Raw genomic sequence first — 16,523 nt, 5'->3', positions numbered from 1 at the left:
CTATAGATATTTCCACTTCATATATGAGGTTTAGTTTGGATAGTTTTGGATTAGAGGAGTTTATGCTAATTTAATGAAAATAGTAAGAGCACTCTTTCGAGTGCTCATTTTATGCAGATACAGTTGCTTTATCCTTCCGGAATATACCCATTAACCCACCGATTAATAATAATACGCCTGGTAATAAGTAAATTATAGAAATACAAATAAATCCACCGATAGCAGCCACAGTCATCATAATACCGCCAACCTTCGCTTTACTTCTTACCATAACAGATCCAACAATCCCTAAGATTGATAGAGCCACAGCTCCCCAACCTAAACCAATAACAGTATTTGCTCCATCAGCTTCAAAAGCAGCTCCCATACCGCCGATCAACAAAGCAATAAATGCACAAATAATACCAAAAATACCTCCAATAAGACCTAATACAAATTCAGCTGTTCTTTTCATTTCAATCTCTCCTTATTTAGCAACTTCAAATTCAAATTTCACTGATTTCTCGTCAAATGTAAATGTAGGTTTAAATGTACCAACAAACTTATCGCCTTCTGGTACATCAAATAACATTTTGTTTGTAATTTGGTTACCTGGCGCAATATTTTCGTTTATAAACGTATTTTCCCCACCAAAGTACTCTTTGAATTGGTTGCCGTTAGTATCAGCAATTTTCAACTCAGAAGTTCCAAAATATATATCTTTTTTGCCATTATTTTTAGCGTTAAAAGCGATTTCTAGTACTTTCCCTTTTTCAGCTTTTATGTATTCGTTAGGCTCAACGAATTTAGCTGAACTGAAAGTAAGCTGTAGACCATTAACTTCTACCGTATCTCCAATTTTATAAATCTTGCTTTCAGCTTTTTCCTTTTTATCTTTCTTTTCAGCCTGTTTAGGAGCATCGTTTTTACTCACTTCTTTAACTTCAGTTTCACCACAAGCAGCTAAACTAAAAGCAAGTGCACCTGTTAAAGCAATAGTACCCAATTTTTTATACATTCTTTTTCCTCCGATTATGTAAAATGTAAGATTTCCGAAACTATCATAACAGAAACAGTTACAACTTTTTTGTCATATTTTGTCGAGAAAAATAAAAAAAGACGCTATATCAGTAGCGTCTTTTCTCATTTCATTAATGTCCACCGTGTCCTTGACCACTTTCCTGAACAATTTCTAACCTCTCATCTAGTATTCCTTGTGTTTCAAATGAAATATCACTCGTACTTCCTAATAAGAAGCCATGATTATATGGTCCAAGTGTTGGATCATCTTTAAACTTCGGCTGAATGCTTGCAAGGAAGTCATACACTGGTTGTGAAGCTTTACCTTCTTCTAATAATACAACAGGTGCGTGTTTACCCATATGTGAAAAAGGTGCCCCAGCAACTGCTAAATCTGGTGTTTTACTTGAAACAAATGATAAACCGTGACCAGGTTTTGTGAATCCCCAGCCAAATTTTGTTTTTTCATCTTTAAATTTAGCGAACGCAATCGAGTTTTCTGTAGGGGTCTCTCCACTAATACGCGTTACTTTCCCGTATTTGCTCAGCTCTTTTTCCACTTCTTTTGAAACAATTTTTTCTGGCCCTAATACATATATATTTGCTTTATCTTTTCTCATTTTTAATGCCTCTATTGTCGCTTCTGGCACTTTATTCTTTTCTGTATAGAGTAGTGGTTCCGGCATATGAGAAATCCAATTTACAGCGGGTGTTGTATATAAACGTCCTTCTTCTGCAGACGAACCAATAATAACACTACTTGGGTAGCTTCCTGTTATGTCGGCATACTCCTTATCAACATCCTTCGCAAATATAGCTGGGTCCATTTCTTTTATTTGTTTTACTTTATAACCTTTTAATTGTTCAAGCGCGCTAGTACCTACATCCCCCATCACCATAATTTGTGTCCCATCTTTCGTTCCGATTGGATTTAATCGTTTTATTTCTTTTAACGTCATTTCCGGTATCTTTTCTTTTTCTATAAATAAAATCGGCCCGTTATTCGGATGATGAATAAGGTCTGCACTCGCAATACCTAATTGCCACTCGCTTGCTGGTACTAAAATAACAGCACCTGGCTGGTTCTCCTTATGAGTTGCTGGCCATATCGTTTGCGAAGTTAATACTGCCATTTTTAGGGGGTCATTTGTATTTAACCTCGTCACATTTTTTAGACTTGTCGTTAATAAATCATTCAATGCACCTTCGTTCATTTCTTTTGGCGCCGTTACCTCCTGATTCATTTTCATTTCCTTTTGCTCTGTTTTCTTCTCTTTTGTAGATTCATGGTTTTTATGGTCTGTATTCGTTTGTCCGCATGCAGCAAGACCAACTGCTGTAATTATTGTTATCCCAAAAATTCGGGTCATTTTTTTCACTATACCGCCTCCGTATTAATCATTTTTGAGCCAATATGATTACCTAAAATGTAATTTCAACTCCACAATAACAAGCAATTCTGAAGAAATTATGCAGACGCATCATAATCTGCACCATTTCTTCATGATTTTGCATTACACTTTAAGTAACGATTATAAATATGGAGGGCTCTCTATGATTGATATACTGCTCGTAGACGATGAACCGAGAATGCTTGAATTATTAACGCTTTATCTTACCCCAATTGGATATAACTGCGTATGTGCGACTTCAGGAGAAGAAGCTATTTTACATATAGAAAATCGAAACTTTAAATTTGTTTTACTCGATATTATGATGCCAAAGATGGACGGATGGGAAACGTGCAAAAAAATCCGATCTTTTAGTAACATTCCTATTATTATGGTTACAGCTCGTGATCAAACAGTAGATGTCGTTCAAGGATTAAAACTTGGAGCCGATGATTACGTAATGAAACCTTTCCATGAAGAAGAACTTTTCGCAAGAATTGAAGCCGTTTTAAGACGTACAAATGAACATAAACAAATCCAATATCACGGTATTGTATGGGATGAAACAAAACACTTCGTTTCTGTCCATAGTGAAGAACTCCTTCTCACACCAATTGAATTTTCTTTACTCGGATTATTTTTACGCCATGTGAACTACGTATTAAACCGTGATCAGCTCATCGAACGAATTTGGGGATTAAACACAAATACAGAAGATCGCACAGTCGATTCGCATATTCGTAATTTACGTGATAAATTGCGAAAAGCAAATTTCCCTATTGATCATCATTTAAAAACCGTGTATGGAGTAGGTTATCGATGGGTTGATACTGAACAGTAAGGGGCAAAACGATGAAACGAATTTCAATTCAATTCGGGTTTTATTTTTTAATTGTTACACTTTTAATTGAAAGTGTTCTCTTTATTTTGCTCTATTATAGTCTCGTAAACACTAGAGTAAATGAAGAAATGACAGCTTTATTAAAGCGAGGAAATAGTCATCGAGATGTACTTGAAAAATATTACGATGAGCAAACCATCTCTCACGTAGCATTAATGGAATCTGAAGCTGAAACAACTGTCGTTATTACAAATACAAATAAAGAAGTGCTAGCTAAATCTAACGAAATAAACACGACTATAAAAAATCACATTAGTAGCATGCAGACTCGAACAGACCATAACGGAGCGATTATAGAAAATCATTGGAAAACATCTAATTATATATGTACAGTTAGTCCTATCATAGTAGCTGGAAAACATGAAGGGTATGTGTATATGTTTCTTGGAACAGAATCCATTGAAAAGTTGGTAAATGGATTAACGAAACAATTCATTATTGCTGGCGCCATCACGTTTCTACTCACAGTCATCACAATTTTCCTATTATCACGTTTATTAACAAAACCATTGTTACACATGAAACATGCAACTGAAAAAATGAGTAAAGGCGATTTGTCCGTTTCATTAACGACTACTCGAAATGATGAAATTGGTGAACTAGCATCATCTATTCAAACGCTCGCAAATGATTTACATTATATGAAAACAGAGCGAAGTGAATTTCTAGCAAGTGTTGCTCACGAATTACGAACACCGTTAACATACGTAAGAGGTTATGCTGACATTGCTTCAAAAGAAAGCACCCCTTCTGAACAACGTTTGCGATATTTATCAATTATAAAAGATGAGTCTGATTACATTACAAACTTAGTTCAAGATTTATTTTCACTTGCACAAATGGAACAACATAACTTTTCTATTCAAGTAAAGGAAGTACATTTACACACCTTCCTAACTCGCATAGCCGAAAAAGTAAATGCCATATATAAAGAAAGATACATTAAAGTTTCTTTCTCTTGTCCTCCTACACTGCTAGTAAACTTAGATGAACAACGATTTGAACAAGTTGTGGTGAACATTTTAAATAACGCTTATAGACATTCAAAAGAACATTCTCATATAAACATTTCTGTTACAGAAGAACATAAAAGTATTTCCATTACAATTGAAGATGAAGGCGAAGGTATTCCTCCTGAAGATCTCCCTCACATTTTCGACCGCTTTTACCGTGTCGATAAAGCGAGATCACGATCTACAGGCGGAACTGGTTTAGGACTATCTATCGTAAAAGAAATTGTAGAACTACACGGCGGAAATATTACTGTAACGAGCGAAGTCGATTACGGGTCTTGCTTTATAGTTTCATTACCATCCATAAAGAAACACGACTATCATCAATAGTCGTGTTTTTTTATCACTTTACTTTATAATATAAATTTACAAATTGCCCAAAACGTTTCGTATCCGTTAAAGTTAAATTAATTTCCGGGTTCTTGTCTTGAAATAACGGAACTCCAGAACCTAATATGTGAGGTGTAATCGTAACAACATATTCATCAATTAGATTATTCTTAAAGAACTCTCTTAAGAGACTCCCTCCACCGACCATCCATATTTTAGATCCTTCTTGCTCTTTCAACCTTTTTGTAAACTCCACTACATCTTCATTTACAAACTCCACGTGTTCGTTTGAACCTTTTTCTGAGTTAGAAAAAACATAACATTTTTTATCTAAATACGGGAATGGTTCTATATGCTCTACTACATAATCATACGTTCTTTTTCCCATAATTATTGTATCAATCGTTTCGTACATTTCTGTATAACCGTTATCTCCCTCTCCTTCGGTTTCCATTAACCACTGTAAATCATCATCTTCTTTCGCAATATATCCATCTAAGCTCGCCGCAATAAATAAAACTATTTCACGTGACATATTTTTTCCTCCTTATACCTCATCTTGATAACATTATGATGTAAACAATATACTAACAATAAAACACGACAATTTATGTCATGTTAAAAAGAAAAAGGTGATACATTTGTCAAAAGCTAAACGCTTATTAGATATTCTTATATTTGCTTCTGCGAAAAAAGCATTTACAGCTCAAGAAATAGCCGATGAATTTAATATTTCTGTTCGTACTGTCCATAGATACATTTTAGATTTAAGTGATATGGGATTACCCATTTACGCTGAACAAGGTCGCAACGGAGGATATAAAGTATTAACGAATAGAGTAATTCCACCTATTTTATTTACCGAAGAAGAAGCAGTCTCCATCTTTTTTGCCTTTCAATCTTTAAGCTACTACAGAGACTTGCCTTTTAACACAGAAATAAATTCCGTTACACATAAACTATATAGCTCCCTACAACATGATGCGAAAGCTAAAGTTGACAAAATACGTTCTTATATCGCCTTTTGGAATCCGAAAAGAACAATTGAGACACCACTTTTAAACGAAGTGTTAACAGCGGCTATTGAAAATAAAAATTTACACTTTCAATACGAATCTAAATCAAGGATCAAAACAAAACACGTTCATCCTATCGGTGTATATGCGCATGATGGTTTATGGTATTTACCTGCTTATGATTTTAATGTAGAAAAAACATTACTGTATCGCGTCGATCGTATTCTTTCTATATTATCAACGGAAGAAAATGAAGATACATTCATGAATTTAGAAGAGTGGTTTGCCTCTAACTCTCACGTAGTACATAATCCTACTCAGTTACATGTTTTACTGTCAACAGAAGGCGTACGCCAATGTAAAAGCGTGCCTTACCTTGAAGAATTCGTTGTAACAAACGAAAACGGGACAGGATATATACATTCAACAATTGATAAAGGAGAAATCAATTTTATTACCCCTTTATTTTATAGACTCGGAAAAGATGCAAAAGTTTTAGAACCGATAGAATTGATAGATGGTTTACGTATGCGTGCAAAAGAAGTTTTACATATGTATGAAGACGAAAAAAGCTGCTAAATATAAGCAGCTTTTTAGTCTCTTTGTTACTATTGACGAATATCAATCCACCAACGATATTCCGCATTCATATTTTCAGTGCCACCATTCCCTCTGTAATGGAAAGCATCAAGGAAGATTGAATCTAGTTTATCCTCATCTACAAAATAACCTAAGTTAACTTTCATCGTTTGTCCTGGTGTGATACTGCCAATATTGTAAAAACTTTTTCCATCTCCGTGAGGTTCTAAATAATCAACTTCACCTGTCATAATACGCGTTGCGTCCATTCCCTCTTCTTTAGCGTATTTCCATGCATTCCCTTCAAATTTAAGCTGTTTTATGGATGGATGCATATAGATTTCTTCTGTCGACTTTTTGCCAATATTTTTCACTTTTGTTGTTAAGTAGACAAATTTAACATTAACTAATTTCGAATCTACTAATGTATCAATTGAATCTTTACCATTCCCTAATTTATATTCATCTCGTCTGTATGATAGTAATTTTCCCGTCTGATCTAAAGCCTTATTCTTGCTTAATATCTCTAGGCCAAGTTCATTAAAGTTCTCTTGTTTAAAATCTTTGATTGAATCAAAAACTTCAACTTTTTCTATCACATATTCAATTTGGCTGTTATCCATAGATATCGTTACTGGAACCTTTTGTCCTATATGAAATAGTCGTTTACTATCTTTTTTCAAAGGAATAACCTTAGTTTCTTTAGGTTCATCTGCTTTGCTAAAACGATTTTCATCATAATCTACTATATATGATGCCTTTTCTTTTGACGTAGGCTCAAGTGAAATACTCCCTAACACATCCATCATTTGTTCTTCGTTTACATCGGTTCCAATATAACTTTCTAACATAATCCCTTCTTTCTCAAAAAAGAGAAAGACCTTTCTGTCAAACATTACATTGTTGTTTCCTGTTTCTTTATGGACAATTACTGCTTTCCTACCGTTTATTTCTTTTTCTTCATAACTTTTAGAGTACAGCGTTTGAAAATCTGTATTCTCCCCTACTCTCCGAAGAGCGAATGAAAATCCCCCCTTTGCGTCATTATCTTTAAAGGAATATTTCATAGCAGAGTCATCAATTGCTTCCATATTTTCTGGTAATTTATCGATTTTCAGCTTATACCACTTATCAGCCTTTTTCGAGTCCTTATTTGTTACTGAAACATTTACTTCATAATTTTGTTTTTGAACGATCATATTATAGACCTTTACTGCTCCAAAAACGGTTGTCGGCATGCCGATCAATAAGCAAGCAGCAGCGATTAACATACGATGTCTTTTACGCTTTTTCAGCGGTTGTCCATCTTGCGGCTTCATTTCCTCCATAAACAATTTCTTTTTGCGCGTATATGTATGTGAAAATTCATGTTGTTCTTCAAGTTTATCAAAATCATCTAAAGCAATTTTTTCAGCAAGTTCATATATTTCTTTGGAGTTCTTTGAATTCGTCATGTTGTATACCTCCTATCATATTTTGGACTCGTTTTCGAGCGCGTTCAAACTGCTTGCGGACATTTGCCTCGGTTATCCCCATGATACTTGAAATTTCTTGATACGTTAAGTTATAGAAGACTTTGTACTTAAACACCTGTCTATTAGATTCGTTTAACTCTTTTAGCAATGCATCAATTTGAACCTCAGACATTTTACGTTTTTCCCACTCTTCAATATTTTCATCTACTGCTTCTACAGATTCTCTTTCATATTCTTCTAAAAATGTTTCATGTCGTTTGTTTTTCCGGTAACTATCAATCGCCTTGTTTTTCGCAATCCTCAAAATGTAACGTTTAAGCTCTTGAGTAGCCAAGTTATGGAGCTTTTCCAAATTCTTATAAAGAGTAATAAACGTCTCTTGAACTGCATCTTCTGCCTGCTGAATATTATTTAAAATAGAATAAGCTACGTAATAAATTTTTTGCTCGTACAATTCGTATAGCTCTTCCATCTTTTCATAATCGTTGTTTGTAACTTTCATATAATTCCTCCTCTCACTCTATATAACGAATGAGCGATATACTTTGTGACACCACAAAATCTGTTTATAAATAAAATTTAATAACAAAATAAACAAAAGCCCAATTTCTCTATTTTAACTGAGAAACTGGGCTTTTTAATATTAGAATTTTCCTGACCGCTACGCCTTTTCAGTAAGCAGCATATGCTCTATCGCTTCTTTTAACAAATTCTGTGTCTCTTCCAAGTTATGATTCTGCTTTTCTCCTGGTTGTACCATATAAAACTCAGCAAACGAACGCTCTTTATATCTTGGTACGACATGCATATGATAATGTGTTAACTCGTTAAATACTCCACCATTTTGACAAACTGTAACTCCGTCAGGCTTATATACTATCTTAATCGCTTTTGCAATAAGCTTAGAAGCATCCATAACGGATTTTGCTACAACATCATTTAATTCATCTACTTCTACAACATGCTGCTTTGGCACAATTAAAGTATGACCTGGGTAGAAAGGCGCTGATCTAAAAAGCAAGTTACATAATCATCTTCATATATTTTATATATAATTTCCTCTCCGCCTGCTAATTTACACCCTAAACATTCCATCATATTTCCCCCTTTATTAAAAACATAAAAACGTGAGAGCCGTATTCTCACGTTTTTATGTTTCATTTTATTAGTTCAATTGTTTCCGTAACCTTTATACTATCTTTTACAGATTGAACAATCGTACAATTTTTCACTGCAAGTTGCAGCGCCTTGTCCAGCTGCTCTTCTGTAATGTTTTCCGCTTTAATTTTATAGTGCAAATGAACACTTTCAACTGGCTTCGATAACGCTTCACTTCTACCAATTTCAGTTTCGATTGTAAACGTATCGTATGGAATACGTTTCTTTTCTAAAATCGTTCGAAAAACAATTGCACTACACCCTGCGATAGAAGAAACGAGTAATTGTAACGGTGAATAACCGTTTTCTTTTCCAATCGCTAATTGACCATACAATAAATCTGCTTCTATATCATCGTGTTTGATTGTTAGTTTCATTTGTTTTTTCCATCTCCACTTTCATCGGTTTCTGCCGTTTCTTACTAATATAATAATATATATAGCAGAAAATGATAAATGGAATACCACAGTATAACGCCATTCTTTGTTCAGGAATAAACGCTAAACTAATAACAACAATGCTATTTGTAATTAAAGCTAAAATTGGAACAATCGGGTATAGTGGTGTTCTATACTTTAAGTCCTCTAACTTTCCTCCACCTTTTATATACTGACTTCTAAAGCGAAGTTGCGATAGAGCAATAATGATCCAACTTGAAACAGCCGATAAACCAGCTATCGATAATAAATACATGTATACTGTATCTTCTGCAAGGAAACTTGTGAATAGAGATAATCCAGCTACCGCAATCGTTACGACTAGCGCTGTAATTGGAATACCACGCTTATTTACTTTCTGGAAGGAAGTTGGTGCCATTCCCTCATTTGCAAGTGACCATAGTATACGCGTCGCTGCATATAATCCAGAGTTCGCTACAGATAGTAACGCAGTAATAATAACGAAGTTCATAATATCAGCTGCGTATGGAATACCAATTTTATCAAATACGACTACGAATGGACTTTCAATTACGCCTGCTTCTTTCCAAGAAATTAATCCTACTAAAATTGTCATTGTTAAAATGAAGAATAACATAATGCGCCATACTGTATTACGGATCGCACGTGGAATTGTTTTTTCTGGATTTTCACTTTCTCCCGCTGCAATTCCGATTAACTCTGTTCCTTGGAATGAGAAGTTAACTGTAATCATTGTAAGTAGTACGGCAGCTAGTCCATTCGGGAAAAGTCCACCATCGCTTACAAAGTTAGAGAAAAGAGGTGCTGCTTCTTTTCCGTCATATGATATAAATCCTAATAATGCACTACCACCAAGAACGACAAATGCAAGGATTGTAATTACTTTAATACTAGAAAACCAAAATTCTAATTCAGCATAACTTTTTGCTGAAATTGCGTTTGAAGCATATAAAATAACACCGAATACAAGGCACCATACCCAAACATCAACATTTGGAAACCATCTTTTCATCATTAAACCTATTGACGTTAATTCTAGACCCACTGTTACTGCCCAGCCAAGCCAGTATAACCAGCCAATCATAAAGCCCGTTCCTGGTCCAATAAACTTCGTTGCATACTTTTGGAAAGATCCTGAAACCGGCATCGCTACCGTTAACTCTCCAAGACAAAGCATTGTTAAATACATAATAAATCCGCCTACTAAATATGAAAGGATGGCTCCCCCTGGTCCAGCCTGATTAATAGTGTAACCTGAACCTAAGAAAAAACCAGTTCCGATTACACCACCAAGTGCGATCATAAATAAATGTCTACTCTTCATCGTGCGATGTAATTTCTCATTCGTTGGTTGCTGCATCTAAATCCTCCCCCTACCAATACCCCTATATCTTGTTAAAATTTTCTGATAATAAAAATATACACGAAAGCGATTACATTTTCTATATAAAATTAAAACTTTTCTGATAAAATAATATAAAAATCGAATTATTGCAAGATTTAGATTCTATTTAGAGGAAAATAAGGAGAAACAAGGAAAAAACCCTTACATATATTGTAAGAGTCAACGAAGTTCTAATCTTCTCGATAAAATTGATAAACTATAATTTACGATAAAGTACATACAAGCTACTAATATAAATGTTGGAATCATGTAATTCACATTTTGCCCGCTAATAATTTGAGCATTATGCATAAGCTCAGGGAGTGATATAACAACCGCTAGCGACGTATCCTTCAGCAATGAAATAAATTGACTGACAAGCGGTGGAACCATTCTCCTTAATGCTTGTGGCAAAATAATATGCCAAAGCGCTTGCACATAAGTTAATCCCGAAGATCTTGCGGCTTCAACCTGCCCTTTTTCAATAGACAATAAACCACTTCTAACAATTTCAGATATCATTGCTGCCTCAAATATTGTTAAAGCAACAATTGCAGCTGTTATAATTTCTAATTTCAAGCCTGCTTCTGGAAGTGCAAAATACGTGAAAAATATAATTAACAGTAGTGGTAAGTTTCGAATCACTTCAACTATAACTCCTAATACTTGTGAGACGACAGGTATTTTCGTGTAGCGCAATATACCGATTACACTTCCAATAATAAAACTAAGTACAATTGCTATGAGCGCTACCTCTAATGTTATCAGTAATCCTTTTAATAAAAATAGAATATGATCCCCTGTAATTGCTCCCTTGAAATCCATTTACACCGCCTCCTTTGCCAAGCGTTTTTCTAAATAACGCACTAGCATACTGAGCGGAATTGTTAATATTAAATAAAACATCCCGACAAATATATAAACATCAAACGTAACAAACGTCTTCGTTGAAATTAAATCTCCTTGATACATTAAATCAGAACCAGCAATGATTCCAAGTATTGAAGAGTTTTTAACTAAATTGAGAAACTGGTTTCCTAAAGGGGGAATTACAATTTTCACAGCTTGTGGTAAGACAACATAATACATCGCCTGCACATACGTTAGCCCTGAAGAGCGGGCAGCTTCCATTTGCCCTTTCGCAACTGATAAAATACCAGCGCGAATTACTTCTGCAATAAAAGCTGCCGTATATACCGTAAGCGTAACTGTTCCTGCTACAAAACCATTTAAAGTAATTCCTATTACAGGTAAAGCAAAATAGAATATAAATGCAATTAATACGAGTGGAATATTTCTTACAAACTCCACAAAAGCTGATCCTATCCAATTTAAAATACGAATAGGTGCAATACGCATTACTGCCAAAATTACTCCTAAAATAAAACTGCCTATCAATGCAATTACACTAGACATAACTGTATATTTAAATCCTTCTAAATACATATCAATGTTATTCGTTAATATAGAAAAATCAGGCACATATTCTCCCCTCTTTCTTTACAAGAAGAGGATGAGCACTCTCATCCTCTCACTTTTACTATCTACTTTTCTGGTTTTTGTCCAATCCACTTCTCATATAATTTGTCATACTCCCCGCTTGCTTTCATGTCTTTAATTAAAGTATTAATCTCTTTCGTTAAATCATCTGCCCCTTTTTGCACTGCAATTCCATACGGTTCATCTGTGAAAATTTTTCCTACTACTTCATAATTAGAATCTTGTTTTGCCATTCCGTAAAGGATCGCATTATCTGTCGTTAACACATCACCTTTACCTGCCTTTAACGCTGTAAATGCCTCACTATAATTTTCAAACTCTAATACAGTCGCTTCTGGTGACTTTTGACGAATGTTATTTGTAGATGTTGACCCTTTTACAGCTAATACTTTAACGCCTTGTTTTATATCATCGACACTCTTAATATTGCTTCCTTTTTTCACAAGTAACGATTGTCCTGCTTTAAAATATACATCTGAAAAATCCACTTCTTTTTTGCGTTCTTCCGTAATTGTCATTGTTGCAATAATTGCATCAATATCACCATTTTTCAGCATTGGAATACGTGTTTTAGACGTTACTTCTTTCAGTTCTAGCTTCTTTTCATCTCCAAGAATCTTTTTCGCAAGTGCCTTCGCGACATCAACATCGAATCCTTCTACCTGCCCTGTTGAAGGATTTTTTAATCCAAATAAATTCGTATCATTCTTCACCCCAACTACTAATTTCCCTCGTTTCTTAATTTTCTCAACAGCCCCGCCTTGCTTCGTATTTGTTTCCTTTGCCTCATCTTTCTTACTTCCGCATCCAGCAACAACAAGCACGAATAAACATGAAAATACGATTAAAGTAAATAATTTTTTCATTTTAAGCATAAAATTCCTCCTCTAATGATTTAGCACCCGACTTAAAAATAAACGAGCTCTTTCTTGTTCAGGGTTTGCAAAAAATTGCGCCGGTGTTGTATCTTCAATAATTTGACCATCATCCATAAATAAAATCCGATCTGCTACTTCTCGCGCAAATCCCATTTCATGCGTGACAACGACCATCGTCATCCCTTCTTTAGCCAGCGCCTTCATAACATCAAGTACCTCTCCAATCATCTCTGGATCAAGAGCAGACGTAGGCTCATCGAATAGCATAATTTCCGGCTGCATCGCAAGTCCTCTAGCAATTGCTACCCTTTGTTGTTGTCCTCCGGATAATTGATGTGGATATACGTTAGCCTTCTCTGGGATTCCTACTTTCTCTAAATAAAGCATTGCTGTTTTCTCTGCTTCTTCTTTGGAAACTTTATTTACTTTAATTGGTGCTAATGTAATATTTTGCAGAACTGTTTTATGTGGGTATAAATAAAAATGTTGAAAGACCATCCCAATATTTCGCCGCAATTCATTCATGTCCGTTTTTTTATTGTGTACCTCTGTATTTTGTACAATTAATTCTCCATCTGTAATTGCCTCTAATTGATTTATACATCGAAGCAATGTACTTTTTCCTGATCCTGAAGGCCCGACAACTACCACCACTTCACCTTTTTTCACTTGCACATTAATATTTTTCAAAACTTGAAAGTTACCATAATATTTATTTACATTACGAAATTCTATCAACATACTCCCCCTTCCCCTAACAATGCATGTACATTCTTTTTATATTCAAAAATAGTCCCAAAAATAACTTCTAGCTTCAATTTGTCCATAAAAAAAAGCAAAGAGTTTCCCCTTTGCTTCTTCATTTCTATTCTGTTAAGATACTTCTTCTTTCTTATCTTTCCCGTATTCATGCTCCCAAAAATCAGCATTTTTAATTCCTAATGGCCCTGGATCGAATACTGGATCTTTTCCTTCTTTTTTCTGTTTTTCATAATCCTTTAATGCGACTAATGCAGGTTTTTGTAATAGTAAAATCGCAATAATATTTACCCATGCCATAATTCCTACCCCAATGTCGCCTAAAGCCCAAGCCGTTGCTGCTGTTTTTATACATCCATAGAATACAGCTCCTAAAAATACAAACTTTAGTAGCATAGACATCCAAGGACGGTCTTTATCACGATTTAAGTACGCAATATTCGTTTCTGCAATGTAGTAATACGCCATAATTGTTGTAAACGCGAAGAATAATAACGAGATTGCAACGAAACCGTTTCCAAATCCAGGGAAAACAGATTCTACTGCCGCCTGTGTATACCCCGGTCCTGGCTGAGCACCGTTTAATTTATTTACGATAAAGTTTTTTCCGCTCGCATCAAATACGTTATACATGCCTGTAATAATCATCATAAATGCTGTTGCTGAACAAACAAATAATGTATCAATGTAAACGGAAAATGCTTGCACTAAGCCTTGCTTAGCTGGATGTGATACTTCAGCAGCTGCTGCTGCATGTGGCCCAGTTCCTTGCCCTGCTTCATTGGAATAAATACCACGTTTTACTCCCCAAGAAATTGCTAAACCGATAATACCACCGAAAGCCGCCTCTAATGCAAAAGCACTTCTTATAATTAACATAAATGCTTCTGGCAATTTTTCAATATTCATAGCAACAATAACGCAAGCTACTAAAATATAACCAACTGCCATAAACGGTACGACAACTTGTGCAACGTTAACGATTCGCTTTACTCCACCGAAGATGATAATAGCTAATACAACAACTAATAAAGCCCCTGATAATGTAGTGTTAATTCCAAAAGCTGTCTCTAAACTTACAGCAATACTATTTGCTTGCACACCTGGCAATAAAAGCCCCGTTGCAATAATTGTCGCTGCAACGAATACTAATGCATACCATTTTACACCTAAACCTTTTTCGATGTAATAAGCAGGTCCACCACGAAACTGCCCTTGATGTTTCGTCTTATATATTTGCGCGAGTGTTGATTCTACATAAGCTGATCCTGCCCCTAAAAAGGCTACTGCCCACATCCAAAATACAGCTCCTGGTCCACCAAATGCAACCGCTGTTGCTACCCCAGCGATATTCCCTGTCCCAACGCGTCCTGATAATGAAAGTGCTAACGCTTGAAATGAAGAAACACCAGCCTCTGATTTTTCTCCTTTAAATGTCAGCTTCACCATTTCTCCTACGTGCCTTACTTGTAAAAACCTCGTTCGAATGGAAAAATATAAACCTACTCCTAAACATAAATAAACAAGTGCTGGACTCCAAACAATATTATTTATCCAATTTACGAAAGTTTCCAACATTCCCCCTCCTTCTTTATAAAGAATTTTCAGAATATATATAAAATTATAAGTGTATACTGAATCTAGGACAATATTATTTTAATAAAATAAACATATTTTTGTATAAAAAAACAAAGTATATATTTGTTTTATATACTTTGTTTTGAACTAAATGTATTATATATTCACAATTGCTTCTCTTTTAATAATTCTTTCGTATAGCTCTTCTGATAATTTCAAGAAGTTATCAGGCATATCTTTCCCTTTAAACTTCTTTTGAAGCGTTCCATATAAACCTATATCACGTAAACGTAAAAATAGTGGTAACGATTCATACCAACTATCCGCCAGCCTGTGCTCATACTCATATCCTTTTCGTAACACTTGTAACTGTTTACGAGCAAAATCTGTCTTCTCTTCTGCTGTCCACGTTGTAAATAGAACAGAGTAGTATAGAACCATTGCTAAATCATGTATAAAGTAATTATAAGCTGCATCATCAAAATCAAAGATTGTTAGCTCTTTACCATCATAATGAAAATTACCTTGATGGATATCACCGTGCATAAGACCGAACGTTTCTCTTTCAACTGGAAGGGCCTTAATTTCATCCATTAGTACCGCTGCAATCTTTTTCACTTGACCATCTTCTAATTCATTAACAATTCCACTTTCGTCTTCTTCCCACGTATCACGGTAGTCTGTTTTAGGATAATCCATTTTAAGGCGATGCAGTTGCCCAATCGCTTTTCCCCATGCTTCAAAATAAGCATCTCCCCAATAAGGCGATTCCTCTCCTTTTACTTGCTCACCTTTTGCATATGTAAATAAAGAAGCGAAAAAGAACGTTCCATCCTCTGCTACGATTTCTTCTACGAGATTTCGAGACGTTGAATAAAGAGGTCCTGCTACCTTTGCCCCATTCTCCGCAACATATCGTAAAAAATCTAGTTCAGCCTCTACCTCTTGTTTAGAACGATGAGAAGAATGTGTTAAACGTAATACGTAATCTTCATCATTATCACCCTTCGCCTTAAAAATATAATTCTCAAAATCTCCAAGTGGCTTTTCTTCCACTGTTACATGAAACAAATTCGCTGCTCTTTTTAAAATCTCTTTCGTAAAAACACGTTCTACAGCTATTTCCATATATATCCCTCCTAT

The 16,523-nt window shown here is 35.1% G+C and carries 17 protein-coding genes and 1 pseudogene; 3 read left to right on the top strand and 15 right to left on the bottom strand.

From position 1 onward, the window contains the following. Positions 1-109 precede the first annotated feature (109 nt). The 3 genes from EBQ15_RS23870 to EBQ15_RS23860 form a co-directional block, all read right to left on the bottom strand. Positions 110-454, bottom strand: a complete 345-nt coding sequence (locus tag EBQ15_RS23870) for a DUF4064 domain-containing protein (protein WP_000831280.1) — start codon at positions 452-454, stop codon at positions 110-112. A 12-nt stretch (positions 455-466) separates the two neighbouring features. After that, on the bottom strand, positions 467-997 hold the full coding sequence (locus EBQ15_RS23865) for a DUF4352 domain-containing protein (RefSeq protein ID WP_000277055.1): 531 nt from the start codon (positions 995-997) through the stop codon (positions 467-469). Between the two features lie 133 nt (positions 998-1,130). Then, complete coding sequence (locus EBQ15_RS23860) at positions 1,131-2,378, bottom strand: cell wall-binding repeat-containing protein (protein WP_000738862.1); 1,248 nt, start codon at positions 2,376-2,378, stop codon at positions 1,131-1,133. A gap of 175 nt (positions 2,379-2,553) precedes the next feature. Between EBQ15_RS23860 and EBQ15_RS23855 the strand changes: the two genes are divergently transcribed. Both EBQ15_RS23855 and EBQ15_RS23850 read left to right on the top strand, forming a co-directional pair. Then, complete coding sequence (locus EBQ15_RS23855; protein WP_000565478.1) at positions 2,554-3,231, top strand: response regulator transcription factor; 678 nt, start codon at positions 2,554-2,556, stop codon at positions 3,229-3,231. An 11-nt stretch (positions 3,232-3,242) separates the two neighbouring features. Next, positions 3,243-4,634, top strand: coding sequence for a sensor histidine kinase (locus tag EBQ15_RS23850; protein ID WP_000822531.1), 1,392 nt, complete (start codon positions 3,243-3,245; stop codon positions 4,632-4,634). A gap of 13 nt (positions 4,635-4,647) precedes the next feature. Here EBQ15_RS23850 and EBQ15_RS23845 read toward each other — a convergent pair whose 3' ends face one another. Next, entirely contained in the window at positions 4,648-5,169 is a 522-nt protein-coding gene (locus EBQ15_RS23845) for a dihydrofolate reductase family protein (RefSeq protein WP_000085766.1), read from the bottom strand. A gap of 97 nt (positions 5,170-5,266) precedes the next feature. On the opposite strand from EBQ15_RS23845, the gene EBQ15_RS23840 reads away from it, so the two are divergent. Beyond that, the gene (locus tag EBQ15_RS23840) at positions 5,267-6,229 is read left to right on the top strand and encodes a helix-turn-helix transcriptional regulator (RefSeq protein WP_457809868.1); all 963 of its coding nucleotides are present in this window, start codon (positions 5,267-5,269) and stop codon (positions 6,227-6,229) included. 29 nt (positions 6,230-6,258) lie between these two features. Here the strand turns inward: EBQ15_RS23840 and EBQ15_RS23835 are convergent, their stop codons facing one another. The 11 genes and pseudogenes from EBQ15_RS23835 to EBQ15_RS23780 form a co-directional block, all read right to left on the bottom strand. Further along, positions 6,259-7,683, bottom strand: coding sequence for a DUF4367 domain-containing protein (locus EBQ15_RS23835; protein ID WP_000185111.1), 1,425 nt, complete (start codon positions 7,681-7,683; stop codon positions 6,259-6,261). Continuing rightward, positions 7,649-8,206, bottom strand: a complete 558-nt coding sequence (locus tag EBQ15_RS23830) for an RNA polymerase sigma factor (protein ID WP_000869263.1) — start codon at positions 8,204-8,206, stop codon at positions 7,649-7,651. The genes EBQ15_RS23835 and EBQ15_RS23830 overlap by 35 nt, the downstream gene beginning before the upstream one ends. A gap of 159 nt (positions 8,207-8,365) precedes the next feature. Next, positions 8,366-8,799, bottom strand: a pseudogene (locus tag EBQ15_RS23825) (HIT family protein). Between the two features lie 62 nt (positions 8,800-8,861). Next, positions 8,862-9,239, bottom strand: a complete 378-nt coding sequence (locus EBQ15_RS23820) for an OsmC family protein (protein WP_000778817.1) — start codon at positions 9,237-9,239, stop codon at positions 8,862-8,864. Next, positions 9,214-10,641 carry an amino acid permease gene (locus EBQ15_RS23815; protein ID WP_001187097.1) on the bottom strand — a complete coding sequence of 476 codons (1,428 nt, stop codon included), beginning with the start codon at positions 10,639-10,641 and terminating at the stop codon, positions 9,214-9,216. The genes EBQ15_RS23820 and EBQ15_RS23815 overlap by 26 nt, the downstream gene beginning before the upstream one ends. Positions 10,642-10,845: 204 nt before the next feature. After that, positions 10,846-11,490 carry an amino acid ABC transporter permease gene (locus EBQ15_RS23810; protein WP_000345958.1) on the bottom strand — a complete coding sequence of 215 codons (645 nt, stop codon included), beginning with the start codon at positions 11,488-11,490 and terminating at the stop codon, positions 10,846-10,848. Then, a complete protein-coding gene (locus tag EBQ15_RS23805) occupies positions 11,491-12,147 on the bottom strand; it encodes an amino acid ABC transporter permease (protein ID WP_001112669.1) in 657 nt (218 codons plus the stop codon). It lies immediately after the preceding gene. A 62-nt stretch (positions 12,148-12,209) separates the two neighbouring features. Beyond that, on the bottom strand, positions 12,210-13,040 hold the full coding sequence (glnH, locus tag EBQ15_RS23800; protein ID WP_000916473.1) for a glutamine ABC transporter substrate-binding protein GlnH: 831 nt from the start codon (positions 13,038-13,040) through the stop codon (positions 12,210-12,212). A gap of 12 nt (positions 13,041-13,052) precedes the next feature. Further along, positions 13,053-13,784: an amino acid ABC transporter ATP-binding protein gene (locus EBQ15_RS23795; protein ID WP_001999062.1), complete on the bottom strand. Its 732-nt coding sequence runs from the start codon at positions 13,782-13,784 to the stop codon at positions 13,053-13,055. A gap of 132 nt (positions 13,785-13,916) precedes the next feature. Beyond that, positions 13,917-15,377 (bottom strand): alanine/glycine:cation symporter family protein, encoded by a 1,461-nt coding sequence (locus tag EBQ15_RS23785; RefSeq protein WP_000447395.1) that lies wholly within the window; start codon positions 15,375-15,377, stop codon positions 13,917-13,919. A 159-nt stretch (positions 15,378-15,536) separates the two neighbouring features. Continuing rightward, positions 15,537-16,508: a phosphotransferase enzyme family protein gene (locus EBQ15_RS23780; protein ID WP_000401647.1), complete on the bottom strand. Its 972-nt coding sequence runs from the start codon at positions 16,506-16,508 to the stop codon at positions 15,537-15,539. Positions 16,509-16,523: the final 15 nt, after the last annotated feature.

Source organism: Bacillus sp. 2D03, assembly GCF_003946765.1.
GTDB classification, from domain to species: Bacteria; Bacillota; Bacilli; order Bacillales; family Bacillaceae_G; genus Bacillus_A; species Bacillus_A cereus.
This window is presented reverse-complemented; position numbering and strand designations above follow the sequence as displayed.

Bases quoted from the DNA above. Each gene is read 5' to 3' on its own strand.
- EBQ15_RS23795 (WP_001999062.1), bottom strand. From the start codon at position 13,784: ATGTTGATAGAATTTCGTAATGTAAATAAATATTATGGTAACTTTCAA.
- EBQ15_RS23865 (WP_000277055.1), bottom strand. From the start codon at position 997: ATGTATAAAAAATTGGGTACTATTGCTTTAACAGGTGCACTTGCTTTT.
- glnH (WP_000916473.1), bottom strand. From the start codon at position 13,040: ATGCTTAAAATGAAAAAATTATTTACTTTAATCGTATTTTCATGTTTA.
- EBQ15_RS23820 (WP_000778817.1), bottom strand. From the start codon at position 9,239: ATGAAACTAACAATCAAACACGATGATATAGAAGCAGATTTATTGTAT.
- EBQ15_RS23870 (WP_000831280.1), bottom strand. From the start codon at position 454: ATGAAAAGAACAGCTGAATTTGTATTAGGTCTTATTGGAGGTATTTTT.
- EBQ15_RS23830 (WP_000869263.1), bottom strand. From the start codon at position 8,206: ATGAAAGTTACAAACAACGATTATGAAAAGATGGAAGAGCTATACGAA.
- EBQ15_RS23845 (WP_000085766.1), bottom strand. From the start codon at position 5,169: ATGTCACGTGAAATAGTTTTATTTATTGCGGCGAGCTTAGATGGATAT.
- EBQ15_RS23855 (WP_000565478.1), top strand. From the start codon at position 2,554: ATGATTGATATACTGCTCGTAGACGATGAACCGAGAATGCTTGAATTA.
- EBQ15_RS23815 (WP_001187097.1), bottom strand. From the start codon at position 10,641: ATGCAGCAACCAACGAATGAGAAATTACATCGCACGATGAAGAGTAGA.
- EBQ15_RS23810 (WP_000345958.1), bottom strand. From the start codon at position 11,490: ATGGATTTCAAGGGAGCAATTACAGGGGATCATATTCTATTTTTATTA.
- EBQ15_RS23850 (WP_000822531.1), top strand. From the start codon at position 3,243: ATGAAACGAATTTCAATTCAATTCGGGTTTTATTTTTTAATTGTTACA.
- EBQ15_RS23835 (WP_000185111.1), bottom strand. From the start codon at position 7,683: ATGACGAATTCAAAGAACTCCAAAGAAATATATGAACTTGCTGAAAAA.
- EBQ15_RS23780 (WP_000401647.1), bottom strand. From the start codon at position 16,508: ATGGAAATAGCTGTAGAACGTGTTTTTACGAAAGAGATTTTAAAAAGA.